The 26,008-nt window shown below is 60.4% G+C and carries 30 protein-coding genes and 2 tRNA genes; 15 read left to right on the forward strand and 17 right to left on the reverse strand.

Going from position 1 to position 26,008, the window contains the following annotated elements:
* Positions 1-242: 242 nt before the first annotated feature.
* Complete coding sequence (locus tag EN993_RS10055) at positions 243-794, forward strand: hypothetical protein (protein WP_127263101.1); 552 nt, start codon at positions 243-245, stop codon at positions 792-794.
* 226 nt (positions 795-1,020) lie between these two features.
* Here the strand turns inward: EN993_RS10055 and EN993_RS10060 are convergent, their stop codons facing one another.
* Both EN993_RS10060 and EN993_RS10065 read right to left on the reverse strand, forming a co-directional pair.
* Positions 1,021-1,470 carry a hypothetical protein gene (locus EN993_RS10060; RefSeq protein WP_127263102.1) on the reverse strand — a complete coding sequence of 150 codons (450 nt, stop codon included), beginning with the start codon at positions 1,468-1,470 and terminating at the stop codon, positions 1,021-1,023.
* 41 nt (positions 1,471-1,511) lie between these two features.
* Positions 1,512-2,120, reverse strand: a complete 609-nt coding sequence (locus EN993_RS10065) for a hypothetical protein (RefSeq protein WP_127263103.1) — start codon at positions 2,118-2,120, stop codon at positions 1,512-1,514.
* Positions 2,121-2,187: 67 nt separating this feature from the next.
* Here EN993_RS10065 and EN993_RS10070 point away from each other — a divergent pair, with 67 nt between their 5' ends.
* Positions 2,188-2,730, forward strand: coding sequence for a hypothetical protein (locus tag EN993_RS10070; RefSeq protein ID WP_127263104.1), 543 nt, complete (start codon positions 2,188-2,190; stop codon positions 2,728-2,730).
* On the opposite strand, the gene EN993_RS10075 is transcribed toward EN993_RS10070, so the two are convergent.
* The 6 genes from EN993_RS10075 to EN993_RS10105 all read right to left on the reverse strand — a co-directional run bounded on the left by EN993_RS10075 (position 2,720) and on the right by EN993_RS10105 (position 5,918).
* The gene (locus tag EN993_RS10075) at positions 2,720-3,622 is read right to left on the reverse strand and encodes a nucleotide-binding protein (RefSeq protein ID WP_245468726.1); all 903 of its coding nucleotides are present in this window, start codon (positions 3,620-3,622) and stop codon (positions 2,720-2,722) included. The genes EN993_RS10070 and EN993_RS10075 overlap by 11 nt on opposite strands.
* A 2-nt stretch (positions 3,623-3,624) precedes the next feature.
* A complete protein-coding gene (locus tag EN993_RS10080) occupies positions 3,625-3,834 on the reverse strand; it encodes a DUF1508 domain-containing protein (protein ID WP_127263105.1) in 210 nt (69 codons plus the stop codon).
* Positions 3,831-4,031, reverse strand: a complete 201-nt coding sequence (locus EN993_RS10085) for a hypothetical protein (protein ID WP_127263106.1) — start codon at positions 4,029-4,031, stop codon at positions 3,831-3,833. The genes EN993_RS10080 and EN993_RS10085 overlap by 4 nt, the downstream gene beginning before the upstream one ends.
* Positions 4,032-4,488: 457 nt before the next feature.
* Positions 4,489-4,779 (reverse strand): hypothetical protein, encoded by a 291-nt coding sequence (locus EN993_RS10090; RefSeq protein WP_127263107.1) that lies wholly within the window; start codon positions 4,777-4,779, stop codon positions 4,489-4,491.
* Positions 4,780-4,827: 48 nt separating this feature from the next.
* On the reverse strand, positions 4,828-5,148 hold the full coding sequence (locus EN993_RS10095) for a hypothetical protein (protein WP_127263108.1): 321 nt from the start codon (positions 5,146-5,148) through the stop codon (positions 4,828-4,830).
* A 494-nt stretch (positions 5,149-5,642) separates the two neighbouring features.
* Positions 5,643-5,918, reverse strand: a complete 276-nt coding sequence (locus tag EN993_RS10105) for a helix-turn-helix domain-containing protein (protein ID WP_348629911.1) — start codon at positions 5,916-5,918, stop codon at positions 5,643-5,645.
* A 165-nt stretch (positions 5,919-6,083) separates the two neighbouring features.
* Here EN993_RS10105 and EN993_RS10110 point away from each other — a divergent pair, with 165 nt between their 5' ends.
* Positions 6,084-6,518 (forward strand): twin-arginine translocation signal domain-containing protein, encoded by a 435-nt coding sequence (locus EN993_RS10110; protein ID WP_127263110.1) that lies wholly within the window; start codon positions 6,084-6,086, stop codon positions 6,516-6,518.
* Positions 6,515-6,700, forward strand: coding sequence for a hypothetical protein (locus EN993_RS10115; protein ID WP_127263111.1), 186 nt, complete (start codon positions 6,515-6,517; stop codon positions 6,698-6,700). The genes EN993_RS10110 and EN993_RS10115 overlap by 4 nt, the downstream gene beginning before the upstream one ends.
* 49 nt (positions 6,701-6,749) lie before the next feature.
* Here the strand turns inward: EN993_RS10115 and EN993_RS10120 are convergent, their stop codons facing one another.
* The 3 genes from EN993_RS10120 to EN993_RS10130 form a co-directional block, all read right to left on the reverse strand.
* Positions 6,750-7,295 (reverse strand): hypothetical protein, encoded by a 546-nt coding sequence (locus EN993_RS10120; RefSeq protein WP_127263112.1) that lies wholly within the window; start codon positions 7,293-7,295, stop codon positions 6,750-6,752.
* A gap of 36 nt (positions 7,296-7,331) precedes the next feature.
* Positions 7,332-8,363 (reverse strand): ATP-binding protein, encoded by a 1,032-nt coding sequence (locus EN993_RS10125; RefSeq protein WP_127263113.1) that lies wholly within the window; start codon positions 8,361-8,363, stop codon positions 7,332-7,334.
* Between the two features lie 334 nt (positions 8,364-8,697).
* Positions 8,698-8,772, reverse strand: a tRNA-Asn gene (locus EN993_RS10130).
* A 224-nt stretch (positions 8,773-8,996) separates the two neighbouring features.
* Here EN993_RS10130 and EN993_RS10135 point away from each other — a divergent pair.
* Positions 8,997-9,254 (forward strand): hypothetical protein, encoded by a 258-nt coding sequence (locus EN993_RS10135; RefSeq protein WP_127263114.1) that lies wholly within the window; start codon positions 8,997-8,999, stop codon positions 9,252-9,254.
* Between the two features lie 26 nt (positions 9,255-9,280).
* On the opposite strand, the gene EN993_RS10140 is transcribed toward EN993_RS10135, so the two are convergent.
* Complete coding sequence (locus tag EN993_RS10140) at positions 9,281-9,487, reverse strand: hypothetical protein (RefSeq protein WP_127263115.1); 207 nt, start codon at positions 9,485-9,487, stop codon at positions 9,281-9,283.
* Between the two features lie 226 nt (positions 9,488-9,713).
* Between EN993_RS10140 and EN993_RS10145 the strand changes: the two genes are divergently transcribed.
* The 4 genes from EN993_RS10145 (at position 9,714) to EN993_RS10160 (ending at position 13,159) form a co-directional block, all read left to right on the forward strand.
* Positions 9,714-9,787, forward strand: a tRNA-Cys gene (locus EN993_RS10145).
* A 90-nt stretch (positions 9,788-9,877) separates the two neighbouring features.
* Positions 9,878-10,546: a protein-L-isoaspartate O-methyltransferase gene (locus tag EN993_RS10150; protein ID WP_127263116.1), complete on the forward strand. Its 669-nt coding sequence runs from the start codon at positions 9,878-9,880 to the stop codon at positions 10,544-10,546.
* Positions 10,547-10,727: 181 nt separating this feature from the next.
* Complete coding sequence (locus EN993_RS10155; RefSeq protein ID WP_109668830.1) at positions 10,728-12,119, forward strand: TolC family outer membrane protein; 1,392 nt, start codon at positions 10,728-10,730, stop codon at positions 12,117-12,119.
* A 215-nt stretch (positions 12,120-12,334) separates the two neighbouring features.
* Positions 12,335-13,159, forward strand: coding sequence for a PopZ family protein (locus EN993_RS10160; RefSeq protein WP_127263117.1), 825 nt, complete (start codon positions 12,335-12,337; stop codon positions 13,157-13,159).
* Between the two features lie 61 nt (positions 13,160-13,220).
* Here EN993_RS10160 and EN993_RS10165 read toward each other — a convergent pair whose 3' ends face one another.
* Positions 13,221-13,853 carry a VOC family protein gene (locus EN993_RS10165; protein WP_127263118.1) on the reverse strand — a complete coding sequence of 211 codons (633 nt, stop codon included), beginning with the start codon at positions 13,851-13,853 and terminating at the stop codon, positions 13,221-13,223.
* Positions 13,854-14,160: 307 nt separating this feature from the next.
* On the opposite strand from EN993_RS10165, the gene EN993_RS10170 reads away from it, so the two are divergent.
* From EN993_RS10170 to EN993_RS10190, 5 genes are all read left to right on the forward strand, one after another.
* Positions 14,161-16,944, forward strand: a complete 2,784-nt coding sequence (locus tag EN993_RS10170; RefSeq protein ID WP_127263119.1) for a valine--tRNA ligase — start codon at positions 14,161-14,163, stop codon at positions 16,942-16,944.
* A 358-nt stretch (positions 16,945-17,302) separates the two neighbouring features.
* On the forward strand, positions 17,303-18,589 hold the full coding sequence (locus tag EN993_RS10175) for an outer membrane protein transport protein (RefSeq protein WP_109668836.1): 1,287 nt from the start codon (positions 17,303-17,305) through the stop codon (positions 18,587-18,589).
* Between the two features lie 368 nt (positions 18,590-18,957).
* Entirely contained in the window at positions 18,958-20,178 is a 1,221-nt protein-coding gene (locus EN993_RS10180) for an OmpP1/FadL family transporter (protein ID WP_109668838.1), read from the forward strand.
* Positions 20,179-20,467: 289 nt separating this feature from the next.
* Positions 20,468-22,192: a dihydroxy-acid dehydratase gene (gene ilvD / locus EN993_RS10185; protein WP_109668840.1), complete on the forward strand. Its 1,725-nt coding sequence runs from the start codon at positions 20,468-20,470 to the stop codon at positions 22,190-22,192.
* Positions 22,179-23,018, forward strand: coding sequence for a tetratricopeptide repeat protein (locus tag EN993_RS10190; RefSeq protein WP_126068887.1), 840 nt, complete (start codon positions 22,179-22,181; stop codon positions 23,016-23,018). The genes ilvD and EN993_RS10190 overlap by 14 nt, the downstream gene beginning before the upstream one ends.
* Positions 23,019-23,066: 48 nt before the next feature.
* Here EN993_RS10190 and EN993_RS10195 read toward each other — a convergent pair whose 3' ends face one another.
* Genes EN993_RS10195 through erpA form a run of 4 tightly spaced genes read right to left on the reverse strand, consistent with a single transcriptional unit; the run spans position 23,067 to position 24,995 of the window.
* Positions 23,067-23,384 (reverse strand): hypothetical protein, encoded by a 318-nt coding sequence (locus EN993_RS10195; RefSeq protein ID WP_164548680.1) that lies wholly within the window; start codon positions 23,382-23,384, stop codon positions 23,067-23,069.
* 53 nt (positions 23,385-23,437) lie between these two features.
* Positions 23,438-24,232: an exodeoxyribonuclease III gene (gene xth / locus EN993_RS10200; protein WP_109668844.1), complete on the reverse strand. Its 795-nt coding sequence runs from the start codon at positions 24,230-24,232 to the stop codon at positions 23,438-23,440.
* A 17-nt stretch (positions 24,233-24,249) separates the two neighbouring features.
* A complete protein-coding gene (locus EN993_RS10205) occupies positions 24,250-24,645 on the reverse strand; it encodes a VOC family protein (protein WP_109668846.1) in 396 nt (131 codons plus the stop codon).
* Between the two features lie 2 nt (positions 24,646-24,647).
* The gene (erpA, locus tag EN993_RS10210; RefSeq protein ID WP_031259639.1) at positions 24,648-24,995 is read right to left on the reverse strand and encodes an iron-sulfur cluster insertion protein ErpA; all 348 of its coding nucleotides are present in this window, start codon (positions 24,993-24,995) and stop codon (positions 24,648-24,650) included.
* Positions 24,996-25,100: 105 nt separating this feature from the next.
* On the opposite strand from erpA, the gene EN993_RS10215 reads away from it, so the two are divergent.
* Positions 25,101-26,008 (forward strand): deoxyguanosinetriphosphate triphosphohydrolase (locus EN993_RS10215; RefSeq protein ID WP_127263120.1); only part of this gene is annotated, 908 nt, incomplete at its 3' end.

Below are 26,008 nucleotides of genomic sequence, written 5' to 3' on the forward strand. Positions count from 1 at the left end.
GCTTTCATACAATACTTATGACATGTGATTTTATTTGGCGTGATACGCCGTCGGCGCTTCTCGGCACAATGCCGACCAAACTATTTACATTGGGTTCTGGTGGAAAATTGAAATGTCAAGGTGTCGATCTCAGTGCTTCTGGTTCGGGGAATACGATCGTTGGCACCCCTTCGTCTAACACCACGGGAGCTACTGCGGAGCTCATTGACTGTAAGACCAACGCGGCGGTCACGATCGCGGCGGTGCCACAGTCGCATGGCCAGATCGAGATCGACGCTATGCGCGTCGGCTCGACCGGGGTGAACTACAATCAATATCGTGGCCGCTATACCGGGTCGCTGGTCGAAGAAACGACGATCGTCCACACCGGAGGGGCGTCAAACGGCACGACGCCGATATCGTGGAAGATCGTCACCACCGCCAATGCGACCTGGCATTTTCCCTTCGAGGCACCGCCGATCGCCATCTGGAATGACACGACGGGATCCGCTGTCACGGCAACGGTTGAATGCCGCGCCGCCGCGATCCCGAATGACGACGAACTCTGGCTGGAGGTCGAATATCTCGGCGACGCCTCATCGCCGCAAGCCTCGTTCGTCAGCGACGTCAAGGCGACGCTTTTGACCGCCGCTGCAGCACAGGCTTCCAGCTCGGAATCGTGGGGCGGCTCGACCGCTTCGTTCAAATTGGATGTCACCTTCACACCTCAGCAGAAGGGCTGGGTTCTGGCCCGCGTCAAGGCGGGCAAGGCGTCGTCGACCTTCTATGTCGATCCGAAGGTGACGCTGACCTGATAAGGAAAAGGGCCGGCGCGATGAACGCCAGCCCTTTTCCAGTCACGCAACGACCAATCCTTTGCTCCGGCCGCATGGCCGTTTCAGTGCTTTTCCCGTGAAACGCTTACCGCGCGCCGCCTCATGCCTAGTCTAGTCATGCTCGTCGCCCAAGTAGGATTTCACAAAGCCAGCTAAGGCTTCCGATGCCGGCTTCACGGTGCCGACCGCGGCGTTTGGCTTGGGATTAGGTGTCCAGCTTCCAAGTCAAATCGAGCACGAGCAGCAACGTGCCTATCGCGATCGCCAGCAACAGATAGGCGAGCACCTCTAACGGCCTATGCGTCCAGTGTGTTGGAACGACCGGCGCCTGCGCCCACGTTGTCCATGGTGATCCCGCACGCTCTGCTTTCCGGGCTCGTTTCATATCCAGCCGTTGCTGAGCGTATTGCTGCCGGGTCTGTTCGGATGACCGGAGCGAGTTGTCCTGGAGCCAGGCCTTGAATTTGCCGGCGTGGACGCTCACTCTGATAGCGGGAAAGCCTTGGCGGCGTTGCTCAGCTTCAGACGCTTTGAATTTCTCCCACCACTCCTCCCACGTCGGCGGCAGATCACCAACTTCCGAAAGCTCGAGGATGAGAGCGTAATCACGAGGGCTGTAGACCGGGGCGGCCGGCCATTGACTGGTGTCCGTCATCGCCTAGCCTTGCGCCCAGCCTGCCGTTGTTGCCCCCAAAACTAAGACGGATTAAAGCCAGCTGCCCTCAGTTGCCTGCCGAGCTTCACTCGAGTAGCGCAAGACACCTTATCGCCGGCACCGCATTTTTTATTCGCGTCTGACAAGTCAAGCAGCGCCGTGTTGATCCAGCTGCCAGGGGCGCGCTGTATCCCATAAGGTGTCGGCGGCGCGCCAGCAGCCACGGCTGCAACAGCCGCGGCACCCTGGCCATGCGGCGCGCGCTTCCAACCGTTTATGATAAGGCAATTCTTCATGTACTGATCTTCTGCAGCCAAGTTGCCTAGGGCATTGCCGATTCCGGCTCCCGCAACAAAGGCTGGTGACCCGATGGCAAGATAACCTTGGTCTGCCGATCCCTTTTGCATTTCGCACTGAGCATGGGCGACGTCGAAACTCGGCCCGTACCCAATTTGCATGTAGTCGGCTTGATTGCTTGTTTGGCAGCCGCACAGCGGCGCAATGGCAACGAGTGCCATCAACATTTTTCTGTTCATCCCCCAGCCCTCCCAAGGCTTTAAATCAGCATCTCCTAAAATGAATATTTCTGCAAGTGATGACAGTTGTTCTGGTAAATTTTGAGCGGTTCCAGATATATGCGGCCTATTCACAATGTCGTCCGCGCGGCGGCGAGTGGAATTAGAATCTGGAAACCACTCTTGGGCTACAATAGCCGGTATGCTCGACAGAACCGCGCCGTTCCCCTGTGACGTCCACAAGATCGCTGAGCAGTGCGGGATCAAGATCCTGAAACCGGCCCTGCACGGCGCGATGGCCGGTCGCGGCAAGGTATGTTTCTGCCCGATCACGCTGAAGCGCATCGGCCAAGCTCACGGCGCCGACCATCTGCGCTTGGTGCTGCGGCTCATCGTCGAGTCCAACGGCAACGCCGGGGCGCTGCAGATGGAAACCATCGCGGCGGTCTCCGCGCTGGTACGCTCCGGTGTCGTCGAGATCCGCGCCGACCTGTTCGACGACGTCGACCTCGAGCAGCTGCGCGCCTGGTCGCAGATCGTGAAGCCGATGTTTTGCTCAACCGCGGAGGCGATGGCAACTGCACTGCTCTGGCGCTTCGCAAGCCCAGACCAGATCATGCCGAAGCTCTCGGCCGAGGAAGCCGCGGCCGAGGCGAAACGCGTTGAGATCGCGCGCAAGGGGCGGGAGAACGCGAAGCGGCGGCGGATCAAGGCCGACGCCGGAATGTCTTCGTTCAGCCCATGATTTTGTTCCAGTCGATCGCGTAGCCCGCGGCCTGCATCTCTTTCGCCAAAGCGATTTTCCAACCGCCAGCGCCATCGAACGCTATGTAGACGACGCCATCATAGTCGCTTGGGGTTTCGACCGGCTGCCTGACGATCGCAGCGACACGCTCCGGACCGAGCGCGCCGAGGAAGAAACCGAGCTCGAAAATCACGTTCTGGCGTGGCCGATCACCGTCATCAGGGGTTACCAGGACGATCGCAAAGCCAACGGAGGCTGCCTCGTCCCGAAACTTTGAGATGATGGTTCTGCCCTTGTTGGCTTGCTCGTGGAGAATGACCGGGGTCAAACCGATCTGGCCGACAAAGCGGGCCACGGTTTCCCGGATGGCCTCGTCGTGGCCATGGACTATGAACACCTTTCTGGGGTCGATCTGCTTGGTCGGCGTAGCCGGAGCTGAACCGACGTCACCAGCCTCTTCGAGGCGTTCCTTCAGAAGATCGATCGCTGCCAGGAGAAGGTCGATCGCCTTTTGGCGCTCACCTTTCAGAGCCTCGACAATGCGGTGACGCGCGGTTCGCTCCAGCATCGAAATCGGATAGTTGAAGTGGATCGCTCGCCGGTATCGATCATACTCAATGGTGTTGGCGCCGAATGTCTCAATCAACGATGTGTCGATCGCGGTTGAAAGGGGTCGGATTAACGGGCTTGGATCATCACCCGGAATGTCCTCCGGGTTGAACGCCCGCACCTCTTCCAGCCGCTTGGTGAGCCGGACGATACCTCGACGCATCTGGTCGGCCGTGAGCGTTACATTGGTAGGTTCTGCTGGTTGACTACGCCTGGCCATTGCCCGGTTCTCCAATTTGGGGGCATTCGCCGGCGGCTCGAAGGCCGCCGGCGGTTCGTCCAATGCTAGGCAGCGTCCACCAGATCGATGGGGAACCAGACCTTCTGCTCGCCCGAGGTCGAGACCAAGCTGATACCATGAAGGCAGTCAGCCTTGCGGATGTAGGCCTCGCTTGAAACCGCGATCGCCTTGCCATTCACAGCATGGTAGGTCCAACGCCACTGACCAGCGACGTCCTTGTAGACCCAATAAGAAGGAAAGGTGCGCTGGGTCATTTAGCGTGCTCCTTCGCCAGACCGGCGGACATTCGGCTACCGGCGTGCTTGCGTTCCTTCAGCACCTCATTGACGCGACCGGGGTTGACCCCGAACTTGGCGGCTATCTGGTGCTGAAACCATCCTGCAGCCCGGAGCTTCCAGACCTCGATGGCTTCGTTGAAGGTGAGAGACTTTTGGATTTCAGGCATGCTCATTGGTCGATTCCTATCACTTCAAGTGATCTCAGGCTTGACCGATGGCTTTCACCCGGACATGGTTGTCCGGCTTTGACGAGCCTCGTCCCGCGCCTTCGATCGATTGAGCGGGATGCGATCTTGGGGTGCCGTCGCGTGGGGAGGCTAATCCGTGCGGCGGCCCTTCAAATCGCGTATCAATTCCAACAGTTTAACATGACATCGTCGCGTGCAAGGACTCGGCAGCTGCTGTTAACAGCGCTTTTGTTCTCGTTTCGGTCCAAGAATAGGACATAACCGAGCAATTTCAGATGGTTGTCTTCGTTCAGCTAACCCTGTGAATAGCGGGCATGACGTGATCAAACGGCCAAGGCGGAGGTCAAATTCCGCCGAAAAACCACGCATTTGCCGCGACATACCCCGAATCGATGCAGATTCGTTTGCGTTAATTCGATAGGGTAGCGCCTGGCCTTGGAGATCAGGCCTTGAACCGCTCGAGCAATTCGCGGGCAGCCGCGGTGACGCGAACGGTGACCCCGTTGTGACCGCCCGATAGCGCTTCTCGAACGAGGTTGACGTCGACGGCGAGATCGTTGGCTATTTCCCCGAAGAGCAGCGTCTGGATTTCGTCCGGGCAGTTCGCGAGGACCTCATTCGCCCGAAGCTCTATCCGATCGACGATCCTGTTTTCATCGGCCACGCGCTGCGCCTTGGCCTGGTCACCGCCGCGGTAAGCCTTTCGGGTCGCACGTATCGGAACCGTGGTCATTTTCAAATTTCCTCGCTGGCGCAAGGTATCGTTGTGACCAACGTATGTTCAACCGTTGGGATTGATCGAGGTCGTTTTCTTTCGATCTCGACTTGCTGATTTCCAGCCGGCCGGGTCCGCCGTGCCCGCCGGTGCCGCCGCCGCGCTAGTGCCATCGAGACTGAGGTAGCTCTCGTAGAACCGCCTGACCAGCGGCACCGCCCGTCCTCCGTGAAAGGCATCGACCGGCGGAAACCCTGGTTTGCCGGCGAGGACCGGCAACCGTTTCTGCGCCCATTCCTTGGCGTATGTCTTGCCCACGATCGCCTCGGCGATCTCGATATCGGTCGCGAAAAGCGGGAGGTCGTCGAGCTGGCTTCGAAAGGTCACCGCCGCGTCCGCCGCGCGGCGATATACCTATCGTTTGCATCATCAGGAGCGCAAGGCGTGCAAACGGTCACCCCTGAAGACAGCGTCTTGCCGTCGTATCGATGAGGGCCGAACTGAAACCATTGTTTGCATGACGGGCAACGGTGAAAGACCTTGCCGTCTCTCATCTCCATGTCCGACATGTTCTCAGCCGAATTCTATCTGGATCAGACTTTCGCCCCTGGTCTTGAAGCAAGAGAAACTTAGGGGTTGACCATGATCGCAGGTGCCAAAAATCATCTCGGCATGGTCAGGTAGGTCTGCGATGGCGTTTCTGAGGTCGCCGACAGTCAGTGGGCCGCCCCCGCCTGATCTCATCCAGCCTGTCGCTACGTGCTCTCGATTATAATTCCGTCTCTCCACCATCGCCCTACCTCCGCTCGATTCGCATGTTCGCGTGGATGGATTAGGGGAGCAAGTGGCGGCGCGGCTTTTATGAACCACCGCGTCGCTTGTCAGCCGTTCCCGACGATGCTGCCAAGATCGGCTTGACCGCGCAGCCTCACGCCGGCGCCCCCATCGACCTGCTCGCCATCGGCCACGAAGACAACACCGGCGGCTTCAAGGGCGAGCCGCAGCACCTGAACGGTCGCGTTCCGAGGCGTCGACGCGCCGATCTCGAATTGGCGGATCGTGACGACACCAACGCGAGATGCGTTAGCGAGAGCCTGCTGTGACCAACCCAACATCGCGCGGGCGGCGCGGCATTGCTCAGGTGTGATCATGTCCATTAGCGGTCCCTTCGCTGCTCACCGATAGTCAGCACTTACCACAAATGTTCAATATAGTGTCAATCTGTCGAAAAACGACAAAACTGATTGACATTCGATAGGTGACGCCTCAGCTTTCGATCTGCGGGAACAATCACGTTTTCGATCCCACAGGGGGGAATATCAATGCCGAACACCTCTGTTCGGGCAGCCGCCGAAGGCATGCCCATTAGCCGTCGCTCTCTCATGGGCGGAATAGCTGCCGTTCCCGCCGTGCTGGCCGCAGGCGCCGCAGTTGTCGCTCCGGACACGCCGTCGCAAGTCCACGCGTTGATCGACGCCCACAGGGCTGCCCTGGCGGCCTGGTTGGCTACGCTACCGTCGCAGGACAGCCAACACGACGACTTCGATCCCTCGCCAGCGGCAACGGCGCGCTATGACACAACTAGTGACGTTGAATGGGAGGCTCGCGAGGCGCTGTTGACCTTTCGGTGTCGGACCTTGGCCGAGATCGCCGCCAGGGCCGACTACCTTGCCGACCAGGAGGAGAACCGCAAGAGCATGAGCCTCGATCCCGCCCAGATGGAAATGCTGCTGGCCTCGATGAGGTCGGCGGCATGACCACCACTCCTGTTTCCGTCATGACGCTTGACGGTGAGGCTGCAAAGGCCATGCGAGCGGCGGCCGCAGAGATCGAGCGGGATGCCGCCTCTATCGCCAGCGCAATGGCGGCGATTCACGGCGGGGATTGGCATGTTCATATCGATCATCTAGCAGGGCTTGTGATGGTAGTGCGGCATTAGCTAAGCCCACCACCCCTATGATCGGCCCGCCGTCCGAAAGGCGGCGGGCCTAGTCGCTCCACCTAACCTTGCTGGGGCGGATGTGTCGCGTGTCAGCACCAAACTGCAGCTCCGCCTTGATGGCACTTGCTTCCACCATTGGGGCTATCTCAGATATCAACGCGTCGACGGCAGGGACGCACAGCGAAGGGCTGGGAATCGACAGAATGAAGCCGGTGGGATAGCGCAGATCGTAGTTTTCGTTGATGTGCGCGAGCTGCTTTGCCAGCGGTTTGACCAGCTGATCAGCAACTGTGAGACCTTGCCTTTCACACTCGTCGAAGACCAATCCGACATCATGTCGCAACAGGCCCTTGCCCAGCGCGATCTTTGGCGTCCCTTTCGCCACCAGATATGATTTGAGGACGACTTCAACGGCGTGGGAGAGTAGAAAATAGGCGGGAAAGCTGAGGCTGGCCTCCTCGCGCTCGGCGACGATCTGGAACGCCTGGTAGTAGGATCTTCCTCGCTTCAGCAAATCGCCAGCGAAGAGCCCGAGTGGCTGGGGCATTTCCCACAAAGCTGCAGAAACCTGCTTCAAACCAACCACGGTCATATGGACGTCCTTTGTCCGGCGGCCAAAACTGAGGATTTACGGGGATAAGCTGCCATTCACTGCCGGCGGCTCTTTCATCTGAATATAGTCTGGCTTCAGAAGCCACGCGCCTCTTTTGAAATCGGCTGGGCCAAGCGACAGGGTTCCAAGCTTAGGTCGCATGTTCTCGGCGCTGAGCGAGTACCGAAGAACAAACGTGGCGCTCTCAATCGAAATCCCACTCGCCTTGAACATCGGCAAATCGTAAGTGAACTCCATACCAAGATTTTCGAAAATTTGTGTTTCACCAGGGTTCACTACGAACCCTTCTGGGGCGATGTAGCGTTGATCTTGGCTAAACATTTGAAACTTTGTCAGGGGCTGCCTATGGGAGCCTCCATTCTTGGTCTTCACCCCCGAGCGTTCGACTACCATCAACGAGATGTGCTTTGCCGTCGCGAGCCCGGCGTTTCTTATCGCAAGTCTGATCGACCCATGGACTGTCGTTCCCGATGACATCCCACCTGTAAAGTCACAAACGAGGTCCAGATCAGGAGAGCCACTTCGACGAAATGCGTCCTCGATGTCGAAGTGCTCCATCGCGTAGCTGCTCGAAGCCGATCGCTTGAAATACTGCTTCGCCATGTTGCACATATGCGGACGACGCTCTGATCGAGGGACGTCGATCACCAAATAGCCTGCCCGATCATCTTTCGCAGAAGCAAAACCAGCGACTCGGACTCCGTCGTTTTTGGGCTGTAACAGATCTCCAACCAGGGAACTTACAGCACTGAGAGCTGCCTTCCAGTTGGGGATCGGATCCAACGCTTGCGCGGCGTCGACACCGTCGACGGTTCGACAGTCGACGCCAATCACCACAACCCCGCCTGCCGAGTTGCTGAAGGCGGACATTGCCTTTGCGATCGAGCGCCGCCCGTCTTTGGTCAGCTTTCCTTCGTCGGTGAAGAGCGCGCCTTGCTTGCCGACCGCCGAACCCTTGAAGTCGAGTTGCAAAGTTTCCTGCGTCTCCTGGAGGATTGATTCCTGCAGAAGAGCCTCGCCGCCAGTAGTTACCTCGTCGAACGTCATCTTTGCCAACCCCTTTCGGTGGACAGTGGAAAGGGCGGGTCGGCCTAGTCGTCAGCCTGCGAGCACCATCCCAATCGTTATTCCAACACCGATAGCGAAGCCAGTCACCAGATTTCCGGCAAGTCGGAACGCCCAAGCCGTAACGCCGCACCAGTTCCACCTCGGCTGAGACCGCTGCAAGCCAATTAGCTCATCAAAAACGTGTTCCATGGCATTTCTCTCCTTCGGGCGATTCCCGTTTAGATCGGCGCCTAGCGAAGTCGAGTTGTGTAGATATGCTGTAGATCGGCCGATTTTCGACCGTTCCTGAAAACTCTGCAAACCTTGGAAATGTTGGCTCCCCGGGCCGGATTCGAACCAGCGACCAACCGGTTAACAGCCGGTTGCTCTACCACTGAGCTACCGGGGAACGGAGGCTCTTATGTGAGTGGCGCAGCCTATAGCTGCCCTTTTCGGCTTTGCAAAGAAGCATTTCGCATTTTTCCGAGGCTTTTTCGCGCAGGGGTTTCTCGCAATCGTCGACAGATGCCCTCATATTAGCCGTCTTGGCAGGGGTAGGGAACCGAAAGCGCGGCTGCGGCCTTAGTTTAACGGTGCTCCTGAATGATCAAAACGGATTAACCTTTCGAGACGATGACAGCACAAGACAACCAGATGCCGGCGCGAAAAATCTCGGTTTTCGGGCGTGAGTTCAAGATGCCGCGCTCGCGCGGGCTCAGAATCACCATCGGTATCCTGCTGACCATCGGCGGCATCCTCGGTTTCCTGCCGATCCTCGGCTTCTGGATGGTTCCGCTCGGATTGCTGGTGCTGTCCTATGAATTCGCCATGGTTCGGCGTTACCGCCGCCGCTTTGTCGTCTGGTGGGAACGGCGCCGCCGGCCGGATTGACGGCCGATATCGCAAGATCACGCGCCTTAGCGTCCAGCGTGCTCTTCCAGTGCCTCACAGATCTGTTTGAGAATTGCCGCGGCTGAGGCAAGCCTTGCCCTGTCGTGCGGCGACAGGCTGCCCGCACCTTCGATGGACAGGCGATCGATGGCGTAGTGCAAAAGCTCTCCGCACTGCGGCAGAGACAGGCTGGCCGGCGCGTTCTTGTCTTTTGCCACCGTTGCCTGATGCATGGCTTTGCCTCCTGGCGTGCTCAACGCATGGGCCGTGGATGCGTTTCTTCCGACGACAAGCCATGCTTAACAATCCGCTAATATGCCGTTGTGTTGCCTGGGTAATGAGGATTTGACGGATGCTCCCCGCGCTGGTGCAGAGGAAACCGTTCGGAATGCACGGTCGCCGCTTGACGGCATTTTCGCCGCAACCTATTGGAACCGGGTGGAACGCCGGGAGCAACGAGGCCTCGTGGCGGAGTGGTTACGCAGAGGACTGCAAATCCTTGCACCCCGGTTCGATTCCGGGCGAGGCCTCCAATGCCCGGGCCCCCGCGCAGCAGCGCAGGGGCCTGAAGTTCCTGACACAATGAACCGCGGTTCTGTCGCGGCAAGCGGATTGGTTGGGACATGAGCGCTGATTTCTCCGAGCTTCGCGTCAAGATGGTCGACGGCCAGGTTCGCACCACCGATGTGACCAGCGCGCCGCTGCTCGACGCCATGCTTGTCGTGCCAAGAGAGGTCTTTGTCGGCGCCGCCCAGCGCGATCTCGCCTATATCGACGAGGACATCCGCATTGCCGCCGGCGCCGACGGCGCGCGCTACCTGATGGAAGCCTCGCCGCTCGCCAAGCTGATCCAGCTGGCTGAGATCAACCCGACCGATTCGGCGCTCGATGTCGGGTGCGGCACGGGCTACGCATCGGCCATCCTGTCGCGGCTGGCCGGATCCGTAGTGGCGCTCGAAAGCGATTCGGCGCTGGCCGAAACCGCTAGATCGACGCTTTCGTCACTTGGCTGCGGCAATGTGACCGTCGTTCAGGGGGCGTTGCCGCAAGGGTATGCAGCCAACGCGCCATATGACGTCATCTTCATCGGCGGCAGTGTCGCGGAAGTGCCGGCCCCGCTGCTCGACCAGCTTGCCGAAGGCGGCCGACTCGTCGCCGTCGAAGGACAGGGTAATTCCGGCGTGGCCCGACTTTTTTTCAAAGCCGGGGGGGTTGTAACCGGAAGACGCGCGTTTAATGCGGCAATTAAGCCACTACCGGGGTTCGAACGTATTCGCGCCTTCGAATTCTGAATGATTTTGCCTTGCAGGAGAGACGTTGTCATGGTCGCTTGCATTTGAACGATCATTGCTGATCCCAGACTGGGGGCACTTTGGGGCTGAGCAGCAGGGAACATGAAACACGCCGCTACAGCTGCTCAAAGGAGAAGCTGGGGCGGCGCGGTTCCCATGGAAAACGAATGAGGGTTTAACCGTGCCGTCTGTACGAAAGTCACTTTTCACCGCCGTCCTCGTTTCGGCGACCATGCTATCCCCATTGGCCGCTTCGGCCGAAACCATCTCCGGCGCGCTTGCAAAGGCCTATCAGTACAATTCTTCGCTGAATTCGGCCCGCGCCGGCGTCCGTGTCACCGATGAGGGTGTCGCCATCGCCAAGTCGGGCTGGCGCCCGACTGTCACCGGCTCGGCGAATATCGACTATTCGAGCAGCCATCTCAACGGCACCAACTCAAGCGTGCGACTGACCACCGGCAATTTTGGCGTCCAGATCAATCAGACGCTGTTCGACGGCTTTCAGACCAGGAACAATGTCGCTGCCGCCGAAGCGCAGGTCCGTGCGTCGGTCGAAAGCCTGCGCAACACTGAAGAGGGCATCCTGTTCACTGCTGCCCAAGCGTATATGAACGTCATTCGCGACCGGCAGGTCGCCGTGTTGACTGAGCAGAACCTGCAATTCCTGACCGAAACGGCGCGCGCGGCGCGGTCGCGCTTCGAGGTTGGCGAAGGCACACGCACCGACGTCGCGCAGGCCGACGCTTCGCGGGCCGCCGCAGTGGCATCGCTGAGTGCTGCCCGGGCGCAGGCGCTGGCAAGTGCGGCAAGCTATCGCCAGATCGTCGGCGACGAACCGGGCAAGCTCAAGGGTGCTTCGCCGGTTGCAAAATTGTTGCCGTCGAGCCTCGCCGCCGCCGTCGGGGTGGCCGCGAACGAGCACCCGGCCATCCTTGCCACCCAACACCTGGTCGATGCCGCCGCGTTTTCTGTGAAATCGGCTGAAGGTGCGCTGCTGCCGCAGCTGTCGGCTTCCGCCGGCGTTTCAAGCGCCTATCGCAACACCTCGCCTTTGCCGGGCGTCAGTTCGCAGGACGGCACCACCAATTCGGCCAGTGTCGGGGCAACGCTGACCATCCCGATCTATTCTGGTGGCCGCACCTCGGCGATCGTGCGCCAGGACAAGGAATCGCTCAGCCAGGCTCGCATCGAGGTCGACGTCAGCCGCGACCAGGTCCGCCAGGCCGTTACCGCCGCCTGGACCGAGTACACCGCCGCGCAGCAGCAGCTGACGGCCAACAGACAAGTGATCGAGGCCGCGAAGCTGGCGCTGAACGGTGTCATCGAAGAACGCAATGTCGGCCAGCGCACCACGCTCGACGTCCTCAACGCGCAGGCGACGGTCATCACCGCCCAGATCAACCAGGCTGGCTATGAGCATGATGTGGTGGTGGCGAGCTACGCCATCCTGCAGGCGACAGGCCGTCTGTCCGTCGACCGGCTTGGCTTGCAGGTGACGAAATACAAGCCTGAAGAGCACTACAACGCGGTCAAGGACAAGTGGTACGGCCTGCGCACGCCGGACGGCCGCTGAGGGCGTTCGGCCCGGGCTTTGCCGTCTCCCTGTTTGAGCGGGCTCTTTTGGCTCCGCTGCTCTTGGGTTCGGGATCGCGCTATCTGTTGAAATCCCACAAGTCCCCAGATTGGGGATTCTCGTGCGGCGCTCTGTCGGTTACGCTGTCGCCATGATTCGATCCGGCTTTGCCGGAACGGAAACCCACAGGGGTCACAAAGGCGGCGGATGTGACGATGGCAACGGCAAGTAGCGCACAGCGCGAACCTTCCATGGAAGAGATACTGGCTTCCATCAGGCGGATCATTGAGGACAGCGACGGCGGCCGCAAGCAGCCGGGCGATGCCGATGAACTGCTCCAAGATCTGGAGCCGGCGTCGAGCGCCGCCGCAGCCCCCGACGTCGAAGCATTTCGTGCCGACCTGCATGCTGCTCCCGAGGTCAGGAAGCCGGTCACGCTGGCGGAGGTCCAGGCACAATTGCCGGCGGCCGAGCCGGTGATCGCGCGCATGGAAACGCCGGTGCGCCCCGATCCCGCCCCGGCAAAGCCAACGATGACACTTGCCGAGGTCAGCGCCCGCGTTGCCGCCGAGCCGGCTGCGGTCGATGCACCAGCACCGTGTCCTGTCCCTGCTACCGAGGCCCCCGTCGCCGATTGGCGGCGCGAGATCGCCGCGGTTGGTGAGCAGCCGAGGGCGGTGTCGGACACGGGCGAGGTCCGCAAGACGGTTGCCCAGCCACCGGTGGACAATCTCAGGGACGAGTCGGCCACGGAACCGGTCGTCGAGCCGTCTCGTCCGGATGCAAGCGTGGTGCGGCCGGCGGCGGCCAGCGATGCGCCGCGTCCGGCGATCGTTTCCGAGCACACCGGCCGGCAGGTCGCAGCGGCCTTTGGTGAGCTTTCCGATGCGTTTGCCAGCCGCAGCAAGAAGACGTTCGACGAGATGGCCGAAGAGATGCTGCGGCCGATGCTGCAGGATTGGCTCGACAACAATCTGCCGACACTGGTCGAAAGGCTGGTGCGCGAGGAGATTGAGCGCGTGGCGCGCGGGGCACAGTAGTCCCCATACCGATTGCCCAGGAGAAACGGCGCCTTCGTGGCGCCGTTTCTCTTTGGTGAGGTCAGTTCGCGCTGGTGGCGAAGCAGACGAGGTTTCCGTCGGGATCCCTAACGATGAACGTGCGGGCGCCCCACGGCTCGGTTCGCAATGTCTGGTGGAAAGGGGCCATCGCTGCCTGATACTCCAGAAACAGCGCCTTGATGTTGTCGACGGCAATCGTCGCCGCCAGCAGATCGTCGCCGTGGCTGTTGGTGAAAGGCGGCTTGTCAACATGGCGCAGGTTGAGCCGCGCACCGTCCCGGAACACCTGTGCGTAGAAGGGCGGTTCGCCATAGGTGAAGCGTGTCTTGAAGCCGAGTATTCGCCGGTAGAAATCACAGGCTGCTTCGATATCGGAGACAAAGAGCTGCGGCTCGGCGAAGGCGAGGTGCGGTTTTGCGACATCTGTTGCTATGCGGTCAGTCACGGTTTGAGGGCCTTTCTTCAGCGCCTGCCAGCTATCGAAGCCTGACTTCCTGGCAACCAGTTCCTGGGCATCGGCAAGCTTGAAACCGTGATCGAGGATCTGACTATCGGTCAAATTGCGGAAACGCGGCAAAATCCATCCAATCACAGCGGCGACGGGATAGTACCGTTCGCGGTGCCATTTGAGATAGAGCTTGGCCTGTTTCTTGTGGTGTTCGAGCGTTGGCATGGGCGCATTGCGGGTTGAGGTGGCGTAGGCGGGCAATGCCCCTCCGGCCGGAAGCCGATGCGCCCTACAGCAGCGTTGGTACGGTATTGGGATGACGCTTGGCGGTCAAGGCGGTCAAGCCCCCCTTTTCCCAGGCAACAAGTGGCTGCTTTCTTTGAAGGACGATTGCAAGTGGTCTTCCTTGATCGGATCATGGCCATGCCTATTTGACGTCTAGGGTCCAAGACAGCCGCGGCGGTTGACTTGGCCAAAACCTTCCGATTTACACCGGACCAGCAAAACTCCCGACAGCGCGGACCATTTTCCCATGCTTGAAAAGACCTACGACGCCAAAACCGTCGAGCCGAAGATCGCCAAAGTCTGGGAAGAGGCCGACGCGTTTCGCGCCGGTGCCGGGGCCGAGGAGGGGGCCGAGGCCTTCACCATCGTCATCCCACCGCCGAACGTTACCGGCTCGCTGCATATGGGCCACGCGCTCAACAACACGCTGCAGGACATATTGGTGCGCTTCGAGCGCATGCGTGGCAAGAATGTCTTGTGGCAACCGGGCATGGACCATGCCGGCATCGCCACGCAGATGGTGGTCGAGCGGCAGCTTATGGAGAAGCAGATCCATCGCCGCGACCTGACCCGCGAGCAGTTCATCGAGAAAGTGTGGGAGTGGAAGGCCGAATCCGGCGGCGCGATCTTCAACCAGCTGAAGCGGCTCGGCGCCTCGGCCGACTGGTCACGCGAACGCTTCACCATGGATGAAGGCCTGTCCAAGGCCGTGCTCGAGGTGTTCGTCACGCTCTACAAGGAAGGGCTGATCTACAAGGACAAGCGCCTTGTGAACTGGGACCCCAAACTGTTGACCGCGATTTCCGATCTCGAGGTCGAGCAGCAGGAGGTCAACGGCAATCTCTGGCACTTCCGCTATCCCATCGAGGGCCAGGTCTTCGACCCGGAAAACCCGAAAACCTTCATCACCGTGGCGACGACACGCCCCGAGACGATGCTGGGCGATACGGCCGTCGCGGTGCATCCCGACGACGAACGTTTCCGGCATCTGGTCGGCAAGAACATCGTTCTGCCGATCGTCGGCCGCAAGATTCCTGTGGTGGCGGATGAGTATTCCGATCCGGAGAAAGGCTCGGGCGCGGTCAAGATCACGCCGGCGCACGACTTTAACGACTTCGAGGTCGGCAAGCGCCACAAGCTGCCGGCGCTCAATATCCTGACCACGGAAGCGGCGGTGAGCCTCAAGGACAATGAGGATTTCCTCGCCGGTCTCGAGGTGACGCCGGAGCGCCAGGCGGTCTGGGATGAACTCGACGGCCTCGATCGCTTCGTCGCGCGCAAGAAGATCGTCGAGCTGATGGACGAAGGCGGCTTCCTCGAAAAGGTCGAACCGCATCGCCACGCGGTGCCGCATGGCGATCGCGGCGGCGTGCCGATCGAGCCGTTCCTGACCGAGCAGTGGTATGCCAACGCGGCGGAACTGGCCAAGCCGGCGATCGCCTCGGTGCGCGAGGGCCGCACGAACTTCGTGCCGAAGAACTGGGAAAAGACCTATTTCGACTGGATGGAGAACATCCAGCCCTGGTGCATCTCGCGCCAGCTCTGGTGGGGTCACCAGATCCCGGCCTGGTACGGACCGGACGGTCGTGTCTTCGTCGAGAAGACCGAGGAAGAGGCGTTGGGCGCGGCGATCGAATATTATCTGGCGCTGGAAGGCCCATGGAAGGCCTGGGTCGAAGACAAGCTCGAGAACTACAAGCCAGGTGAGATCCTGACCCGTGACGAGGACGTGCTCGACACCTGGTTCTCGTCGGCGCTGTGGCCGTTCTCGACCTTGGGATGGCCCGATGAGACGCCCGAGCTGAAGACCTACTACCAGACCGACGTGCTGGTGACAGGCTTCGACATCATCTTCTTCTGGGTCGCCCGCATGATGATGATGGGCCTGCACTTCATGGACGAGGAGCCGTTCCACACCGTCTATGTCCATGCGCTGGTGCGCGACAAGAACGGGCAGAAGATGTCGAAGTCGAAAGGCAACGTCATCGACCCGCTCGACCTGATCGACGAATACGGCGCCGATGCGCTGCGCTTCACGCTGACGGTGATGGCGGCGCAAGGCCGCGACGTGAAGCTCGACCCGGCGCGCATCGCCGGCTATCGCAATTTCGGCACCAAGCTGTGGAACGCGACGCGTTTTGCCGAGATGAACGAGGTCGCGCGCAATGACGATTTCTGGCTGAACGACGCCAAGCTGGCGGTCAACCGCTGGATCTTGACCGAGCTGACGCGGGCCGCGCGTGAAATCACGGACGGCATCACCTCATACCGCTTCAACGAGGCGGCGGGCGCTGCCTACCGCTTCGTCTGGAACCTGTTCTGCGACTGGTATCTGGAACTGCTGAAGCCGGTGTTCATGGGCACCGACGAGGCGGCCAAGGCCGAAAGCCGCGCCTGCGTCGCCTTCGTGCTCGACGAGATCTACAAGCTTTTGCATCCGATGATGCCGTTCATGACCGAGGAATTGTGGGCGCAGACCGCAGGCGAAGGCAAGGAACGCCCCTCACTGCTGTGCCATGCTGCATGGCCGTCGCCAGATTTCGAAGATGCCGAGGCTGCTGCCGACATCAACTGGCTGGTCGACCTTGTCTCCGGCATCCGCTCCGTGCGCTCGGAGATGAACGTGCCGCCGGCAGCCATCGCACCGCTCGTCGTCGTCGGCGCCAATGATGTGACACGTGAACGGCTCGTTCGCGAGGAGTCTGCGATCAAGCGGCTGGCGCGGGTCGGCGACATCTCGCTCGCCGATGTCGCGCCAAAGGGTTCGGCCCAGATCGTGCTCAACGAGGCGACGATCTGCCTGCCGCTCGGCAGCCTGATCGATCTTGCCGCTGAGGCTGCGCGGCTGCAGAAGGAACTGGCCAAGGTGACCGAGGAAATCGCGCGCCTGCACAAGAAGCTGTCGAACGAAAGATTCGTCGCCAGCGCGCCGCCCGAGATCGTCGAAGCCGAGCGCGAAAAGCTCGCCGAATATCGCGACGCGCAGGACAAGCTTTCGGTGGCTTTGACCAGGGTTCGCGATGCCGGTTGAGGGTGGATTCGAGAGACTTTAGTTCTCTCTGAAATGGCGGTATTTTGCCTGGAAAATAGGCATTCCGTTGCGTTAATGTTGACGTAAACGGAAGTTTTAGCCCCATTGTTGCCATAATGTAACAATGGGGCCGTATACCCCGCAAAACACCCTCTTCTAGAGCCGTTTTGCACAAATTTGCCGATTTTACTGATCCATTTGCACCCAAATGCCGAGTTTTCGGTCTTATGGGGAACGTCGGAACTTTGCCGAAAACGCACTCTGATCAACTGTACGTGTACGCTTCTAGAATTCGTTGTTGCACCGTTAACCTGAATTGGTTCTAGCTCGATGCACTAGTTATTCGGGGAGGACATTCATGAACAATCTGCGTCTGAAAGCACTGCTGGGGGCAGGGTGCTTTTCGCTGGCTTTGATGGGCTCAGTGCACGCTGGCGGTTTCTCGCGCGGCTCGGCCGACACCGACATTATTTTTGAAGACGGCAACTTCAACATGCGTACAAGCGTGACGTATGTTTCGCCGCATCGCGAATTCACCAAGAACCCGAATCCAGCGCTCGTCGGCACTGAATACACAGACGATTACGTTATCCCGTCCGCCGCGGTGAAGTTCAATCTCACCGACAATTTCCGCTGCGCCGGGACCATGGTCGACAACAATGGTGGTTCGACCACTTATGATTTCCCGAAGGTGAGCGGCAAATTGGCCGAGGAGTTTACCACCAACGAAAAAGCGGTGACCTGCGGCGTTAAATTTAGCCTTGGACGCGGCAATCTGTGGCTTCTGGGCGGTGGGTTTGTCGAAAATCTTGATTACAACCGAGTGAATGCGCTTGGTTCTCTTCCGGGTAACGTCGTGCTGCCGAATGCAAACCTCGAGCTGGCGGGGCAGGATTATGGCTATCGCCTCGGGGTGGCGTATGACATTCCTGAGATAGCCTTGCGGGCTCAACTTATGTACCGGTCCGGAACCAGCTATGGTGCAGACGGGAACCTGACCGTGCCGACGGCGGCATTGCTGGGTGCGCAGGCCAAGCAATTGCAGGCAGCCGCTGTAGCTGCCCTGGGGCAGGGCAATATACCGCTTGCCCAGCAGTTGGGTGCGCAAGCAGCAGCGACGCTGCAGCAAGCCTATCTCGCCGCCGCCAATGGCTTGGACACGACGGCGCCTGCCACGGGAACCGGCAATCTACCCCAGAGTGTTGAATTGAAACTTCAGTCTGGCATCGCGCCTGGCTGGCTGGCTTTTGGTTCGGTGAAATGGATGGACTGGAGCGTTCAGCAGGCGTTGATCGTAAACTCCCCCATAACCAACACTATCGATACTTATAACTGGAAGGACGGATGGACCGTCACCGGCGGCGTCGGGCACGCGTTTACGGAGCGCCTCTCTGGTCTTGTCAGCCTGACCTGGGATCAGGGCGTTGGGACTGGTTGGGATCTGACGAGCGACACCTATACGCTCGGCATCGGCGGCTCCTACAAGGACGGGATCGGCGGAGAATTGCGCGGCGGCGTTGGTTTGAGCTATCTGACATCTGCAACCGAGACGCAATACGCGGAAGTTCCGGGCGTATCCGGGAACCAGGCCGTTAAGGCTGGCTATGCTGTTGCGCTGAACCTGGGCTACGCCCTGAAGTGGTAAGCTCTTTTGTATGTTAAAAAGGCCGGGCACCGCCCGGCCTTTTTGTTGCCTTGCCGACTTCGAAGAACCTTCAAACGGGGCACTCCGGTGCGTTGCTGTTGACGTAAGCGGAAGTTTTTGCCGTATTGTTGCCATAATGTAACAGCGGGCAGGCCGGCTATCGAAGGTATCATTTTTGAGCGGTTTCGGGCGGATTTTCCTTGGTTTCTTGCCAATGCATGCGCGCAGACGGGTGCTTTTAGACTCGGTGGCATCAGGTTGAAAATGCGCTCCGCGAATATGTACGTGTACGCCCCTTGAAATCGTTGTTGCGTCACCTAGGCGAATTGGTTCTTGCTTGGGTTGTGCTCGAATTCGGGGAGAGACTCATGAACAATCTGCGTCTGAAAGCGCTGCTGGGGGCAGGGTGCTTTTCGCTGGCTTTGATCGGAACGGCGATCGGCCCGGCGCATGCCGGCGGCCTGGAGCGCGGTGGCTACGACATCGACCTGCTGTTTGATCCGGCACCGTTCGCTTCAGACGTTGGTGCGACTTACGTTATGCCGCAACGTGATCTCAAAAACGCGGTGGATACATCCGGTGGAGGGCTGACGGGCAAGAGCTCGGCCCGTAACACCGAGGGCTACTGGGTGCCCTATGTTGGCTTCAAGGCCTCGCTTGGTCATGATGTCGACTGTCTGGTGGATTATTCGCAGCCATGGGGGGCCAGTTCCAACCCCGGCATCTGGAACGGCTCCTATTCCAACATCAACACCCAAATCAAAAGCAACAACTATGCTGGCACCTGCTCCTACAAGATGGATGTCGGCAAGGGGCAGCTTCGCTTTATTGGCGGCGTGTTCTACCAGGAGGTCTATGGCTTCAAGGAGAGCTATGCCAGCCCGGCTCTAGGCACTACGCTTGGCCGGGTGGATCTCGATAGCAGTGGCTGGGGTTGGCGCGCCGGCATCGCCTACGAAATTCCGGACATCGCGCTGCGCGCCAGCCTCGTCTACAATTCGCAGGTGAAGCTCGACAATATCGCGGGTACTCTGAACATCGGTGGCAGCATCGCTGACATCTATGCTCCGACGGAGTCGATGCCGGATTCGTTGGAACTGAAATTGCAGTCTGGCATTGCGCCCGGTTGGCTCGCCTTCGGTTCGATCAAATGGGTTAATTGGAGTGTGCTGCAGAGCGTTCCGATTTGCTCGCAGGCGACCAAGCCTCTTGGATGCACAACGGTTTCCCCATATCCGATCAGGTTGACGTCGCTCGACCTGATGTACCGTGATGGTTGGACGGTTACCGCCGGCATTGGTCACCAATTCAATGAGCAATGGAGCGGCGCCGCGCAGATTTCGTGGGATCGTGGCACGTCGCATGGCTACGGCGACCAGACCGATACCTGGACGTTCGGCGGCGGTGTTGCCTACACGCCAAGACCCAATATCGAACTGCGTCTCGCCGGCGCTGTCGGAGTGCTAACCAGCGGCCATTCTGGAGTGCTGGTTGATGGCAATGGCTATCCAGCCGGCACTGACGTCAGCTACGATTTCGGCAATGATCTGGTCACTGCGATTTCCGGTGGTCTCAAGATCAAGTTCTAAGCTTTTGAAAATTTAGACGAAAGGCCGGGCAACGCCCGGCCTTTTCTATTGAGCTGGCATTGCCTGCGATCCTCTCATCCAAGCGGCGTTGCATATTAGCCGCACCGCTTTCGCCTCGTGCGATTGTGACGTTTTGGCAACACTTTCTGAACAACCCCTGCGCTAGAAGTCAGGCTGAAGAAATTGCCCATTTCCCGCCATAAACCCGGCGCACCTCGATCTTGTCTCGGGACACGCGCCAAAAGGCTCGGCGATGGGGCAGGCCGCACCGCCCGCGGCAAGGAAGAGTATGGACGCCAAAGTCGTTTCCAAGGCCAAGCTCCCCAGCCGCTATGTGACCGTCGGTCCGGCGCGTGCGCCGCACCGTTCCTATCTCTATGCGATGGGCTTGTCGGCGGCCGAGATCGCGCAGCCGCTGGTCGGCGTCGCGTCCTGCTGGAATGAGGCGGCACCCTGCAACATCTCGCTGATGCGTCAGGCGCAGGTGGTCAAGAAAGGCGTCGCGGCCGCCAGCGGCACGCCGCGCGAATTCTGCACCATCACCGTCACCGACGGCATCGCCATGGGCCACCAGGGCATGAAGTCGTCGCTGGTGTCGCGCGAGGTCATCGCCGATTCGGTCGAGCTCACCATGCGCGGCCATTGCTACGATGCGCTGGTTGGCCTGGCCGGCTGCGACAAGTCGCTGCCCGGTATGATGATGGCCATGGTGCGTCTCAACGTGCCGTCGATCTTCATCTATGGCGGCTCGATCTTGCCCGGCAGCTATCGCGGCCGCCAGATCACCGTGCAGGACGTGTTCGAGGCGGTCGGCCAGCATTCGGTCGGCACGATCGACGATGCCGAACTGCTTGAAATCGAGCAGGCCGCCTGTCCGTCGGCCGGCTCCTGCGGCGCCCAGTTCACCGCCAACACCATGGCCACCGTTGCCGAGGCGATCGGCCTGGCGCTGCCCTATTCCTGCGGCGCGCCGGCACCCTACGAGATGCGCGACCGTTTCAATTTCGCCTCGGGCGAAAAGATCATGGAGCTGATCGCGAAAAATATCCGGCCGCGCGACATCGTCACGCTGAAGGCGCTGGAGAATGCGGCGACCGTGGTGTCGGCAACCGGCGGCTCGACCAACGCAGCACTGCATCTGCCGGCGATCGCGCACGAGGCCGGCATCAAGTTCGACCTGTTCGACGTGGCGAAAATCTTCGAGAAGACGCCTTACATCGCCGACCTTAAGCCGGGCGGCAAATATGTCGCCAAGGACATGTTCGAGGCCGGCGGTATTCCGCTGTTGATGAAGACGCTGCTCGACAACGGTTATCTGCATGGCGACTGCCTGACTGTGACTGGCCGCACTTTGGCCGAAAACATGCAGCACGTTGCCTGGAATGAACATCAGGATGTGGTCCGCCCGGCCAACAGACCCATTACCCAAACCGGCGGCGTCGTGGGCTTGAAGGGAAACCTTGCCCCCGAAGGCGCGATCGTGAAGGTCGCGGGCATGGCGGAGTTGAAGTTCTCCGGCCCGGCACGCTGCTTCGATTCGGAAGAGGAATGTTTCGAGGCGGTGACGCATCGCAACTACAGGGAAGGCGAGGTTCTCGTCATCCGCTACGAAGGGCCGCGCGGCGGCCCTGGCATGCGCGAGATGCTGTCGACGACGGCGGCGCTCTACGGCCAGGGCATGGGAGGCAAGGTGGCGCTGATCACCGACGGGCGCTTCTCGGGCGCGACGCGCGGTTTCTGCATCGGCCATGTCGGCCCCGAGGCAGCCGTGGGCGGTCCGATCGGGCTGCTCAGGGATGGCGACGTGATCTCGATCGACGCGGTGAACGGCACGATCGACGTGGCGTTGTCCGATAGCGAACTGGCGGCGAGGGCAAAGACATGGAAGGCGCGCACGACAGACTATCAGTCGGGCGCGATATGGAAATATGCACAGACGGTAGGGCCGGCGCGCGATGGCGCGGTGACCCATCCGGGCGGTGCGAAAGAAACACATTGCTATGCGGACATCTGAGTTGTTGAGGTCGTCTGTCTTTTCGGCACTGGTCGTGATCGCCACTTTTGGCGCGACCTTTGGCGCCGTGGGCCAGGCTATGGCCTTCGACGACAAGGTGTTCGACGACAAGACCGGCGTGAAGCCGCAATCCAGCCCCTGGGCGGTGTTCCAGTTCGGCTTCTCCGCCTACAAGAACGGCCACAAGGAACAGGCCGCCGAGGCCTACAAATACGCCGCAGAGAACGGCCAGATCGGCGCCACCTGGAAGCTTGCGCGGATGTATGCCGAGGGCGATGGCGTGGCGCGCGACGACTATGAGGCGTTCAAGTTCTTCTCGGAGATCGTCGACCAGGATGTCGAACCCGGCTCGCCCGAGGAAAGCTATGTCTCCGATGCGCTGGTGGCGCTTGGCGACTATCTGCGCAAGGGCATTCCCGGCAGCCCGGTCACCGAGAACGAGGTCGCGGCCCAGGAATATTACATGCGCGCCGCCGCCAACTATCGCAATCCGAACGCGCAGTTCGAAATGGGGCAGATGTTCCTGAAGGGCGAGGGCGGCGTGAAGGCCAGCGTCAAGCAGGCCGGGCGCTGGTTCCAGCTTGCCGCCGAGAAGGGTCATGCCGGCGCCCAGGCGACGCTGGGCCACCTGTTGTTCCAGAGCGGCAAGATCGTTCGAGGCCTGGCGATGATGACGGCAGCGCTCGAACGCGCTTCGCCGGCCGATCAGCCCTGGATTCGCGGTATGCAGGAGGAGGCATTCGCCACCGCCGGCGAGGCCGACCGCCGCACCGCGATCTCGCTGGCGGATGATATCCTCACCAAGGGCGGCAACGCGGACCAGTAGTCTCGCGGCCGCGCTGGTTTCGCCAAAAGCACTCGATTTCGATCTTGATCAGTTCTCGGTCGGCTCCGTCGGCACCATGCTGGGAGCCGGCGTTGAGATCGGCGTGACGTGCAGGTGCGGCGCCATCGTGTTTGCGGGGCAGCTGTCCCCAACCTTCGTCCACGAGGTGTTGTTGAGCACCATGTCGCAGCGGGCCAGATGGCTCTGCTCGGCAACCGTCAGGCAGGCGACCTGGCCAAGCTGGTAGGATTTTCCATTGGCCAGGCATTCCTGGTCGGCAAGCGCCGCCGCAGGAGCGGCCATGGCAAATGCCAGGCCGATCGGACAAAGAGAAAATCGAATGGTCATGGGAACCCCAGCCGCCATGCTGGCCCGCAATGAACGGCGCGAAATGTGGCGATATGAGGGTTTAGCCGCTGTCAGGCCGGCTGCAGCGCGAGATCAATCGCCACCGGGACGTGATCGGACGGCTTTTCCCAGGCACGCACGTGCTTTTCGATCGAGGCCGATGAGAATCGGTTGGCGGCTTCCGGCGACAAAAGCAGGTGGTCGATGCGTATGCCATTGTTCTTCTGCCAGGCGCCGGCCTGATAGTCCCAGAACGTATAGGTATCGGGCGCGTCGGTGACCGCGCGGACAGCCTCGGTGAAACCAAGGTTGAGCAGCCGCCGGAAAGCTTGCCGCGTCTCTGGCTGGAACAGCGCGTCGCCCAGCCAGTTCTCCGGAAACCGCGCGTCGATCGGCTCGGGAATGACATTGTAGTCGCCGGCCAGTACCAAGGCCTCTTCAAGCCTGAGTCGCTCCTGCGCCCAGCGCTCCAGCCGCGCCATCCAGGAAAGCTTGAAGGGGAACTTCTTCTCGTCATCGATTGGATTGCCGTTCGGCAGATAGAGCGAGGCGACGCGCAGCGCGCCCTTGTCGGTCGAGAAAACGCCTTCGATGAAACGCGCCTGCTCGTCGGCATCATCGCCGGGCAGGCCTCTGATGACCTCGTCGAAGCGCAGTTTCGACAGGATGGCGACGCCGTTGAAACCCTTCTGGCCATGGGTTTCGACATTGTAGCCAAGCGCCTCGATTTCGGCGCGCGGGAATTGCTCGTCGACGGTCTTGATCTCCTGCAGGCAGACGATGTCGGGCGCGCTTTCGGTCAGCCAATGGGTCAGGTTGCCGATGCGGGCGCGGACGCCGTTGATGTTCCAGGTGACGATTTTCATGACGGTCTCGATGCTGTTCAGTTGGGCTCTTGCGGCGGATGGCGTTCGACCAGTCCGATCGTATTGCCAGCCGGGTCCTTTAGGAAGGCCATCCATTCGCTTTCCCCCGCTGGACCGAACTGGCCCTGGGTGTCGCGATGGACAAGCGTCGGCGGCGCGGTGAAGGGCATGCCCGCCGCGACCGCCGAGGCATGGAAGTCGTCAAGGCCCGATATGTCGAGATAGACGGTTCCGGCCGGTATGCCGTCGGTGAACAGCAGCCTGATATCGCCGGCCATGATGAAGGCGATGCCCGGCGGATCAAAGCGCGCGTGGACAGCCATACCGAGTACGTCGCGCCAGAAAGCCAGCGTGGCGTCGAGGTTGCGTCCGGCCGCCAGCGCGATCTGACGGACCGCGCCGATGGCAGGCATGGCTATATGGAGAAGCTCGTGCCACAGCCGCAGGAGGCGACTGCATTCGGGTTCCGGATCTGGAACGACTGGCCCATCAAATCGTCGACGAAGTCGATTACCGAGCCGCCCATATAGACCAGCGACAGATCGTCGATCAGCACCGTGGCGCCGTCCTTCTCGATGGCGACGTCATCGTCATTGCGAGTATCGACCAGGTCGAACTTGTAGGAGAAGCCCGAGCAACCGCCGCCTTCGACCGAAACGCGCAGCGCAGTCTTGCCGGCCTCGCCAGAGACAATCTTGGCGATCCGCTTGGCGGCGGCCTCGGTCATATCGACTTTCATGGCAGTCTTGGCATCAGCGCCCATGGGCGTCACCTTGCTTTCGGTTTCACATGATAGGTATGAAGCGCGAGGGGCCAAGTCAACTAGACCCAAATTATCTAGACCAAGTCAACTGCGGCAGCATCAGCCATGACCAATGAGTTGGGCGACATCGGATTCGGCTATCGGCCACGCGCTGCCTATGCCTGCGATCCGGCAAAGTCGCGCGGACGACTGTTCGACGAGGTGGAAAGCCCGACACGCACGCCGTTCCAGCGCGACCGTGACCGCATCATCCATTCGACGGCGTTCCGCCGGCTGAAACACAAGACGCAGGTCTTCATCGCGCATGAAGGCGACCATTACCGCACCCGGTTGACCCATTCGATCGAAGTGGCTCAGATCGCGCGCGCCCTGGCACGGGCGCTGCGTGGCGACGAGGATCTGGCCGAGGCGGTGGCACTGGTGCATGATTTCGGCCACACGCCCTTCGGCCACACCGGCGAGGACGCGCTGAACGAGAAGATGGCCGCCTGGGGCGGCTTTGACCACAACGCGCAATCGCTGCGCATCGTGACAAGGCTGGAGGCGCGCTACGCCGAATTCGACGGGCTCAATCTGACCTGGGAAACACTGGAAGGCCTGGTCAAGCACAATGGACCGCTGACGGATGCCAACGGCAAGGGTCTGAAAGGGCCGGTGCCGCAGGCGATCCGTGATTACTCTGAGCTGCATGATCTCGAACTGGACCGGTTTGCCGGCATCGAGGCGCAATGCGCGGCGATCGCCGACGATATCGCCTACAACACGCATGACATCGATGACGGGTTGAGGGCAGGGCTGCTGACGCTGGACATGCTTGAGACGGTTTCGCTGCCGGGAACCATTCTGAAAGGCGTGCGCGCACGCTATCCTTCCCTCGATGACGTGCGCACCGGCCACGAACTGATGCGGCGGCAGATCACAGCCATGGTCGAGGATGTCATTGTCTCCACGTCAGCTAATCTGGAGCGCATCAAGCCGCAGAGCGCCGACGCGGTGAGAGCGGCGGGCGAGAC

The sequence above is a fragment of the Mesorhizobium sp. M7D.F.Ca.US.004.01.2.1 genome, assembly GCF_003997785.1.
Classification (GTDB): Bacteria; Pseudomonadota; Alphaproteobacteria; order Rhizobiales; family Rhizobiaceae; genus Mesorhizobium; species Mesorhizobium loti.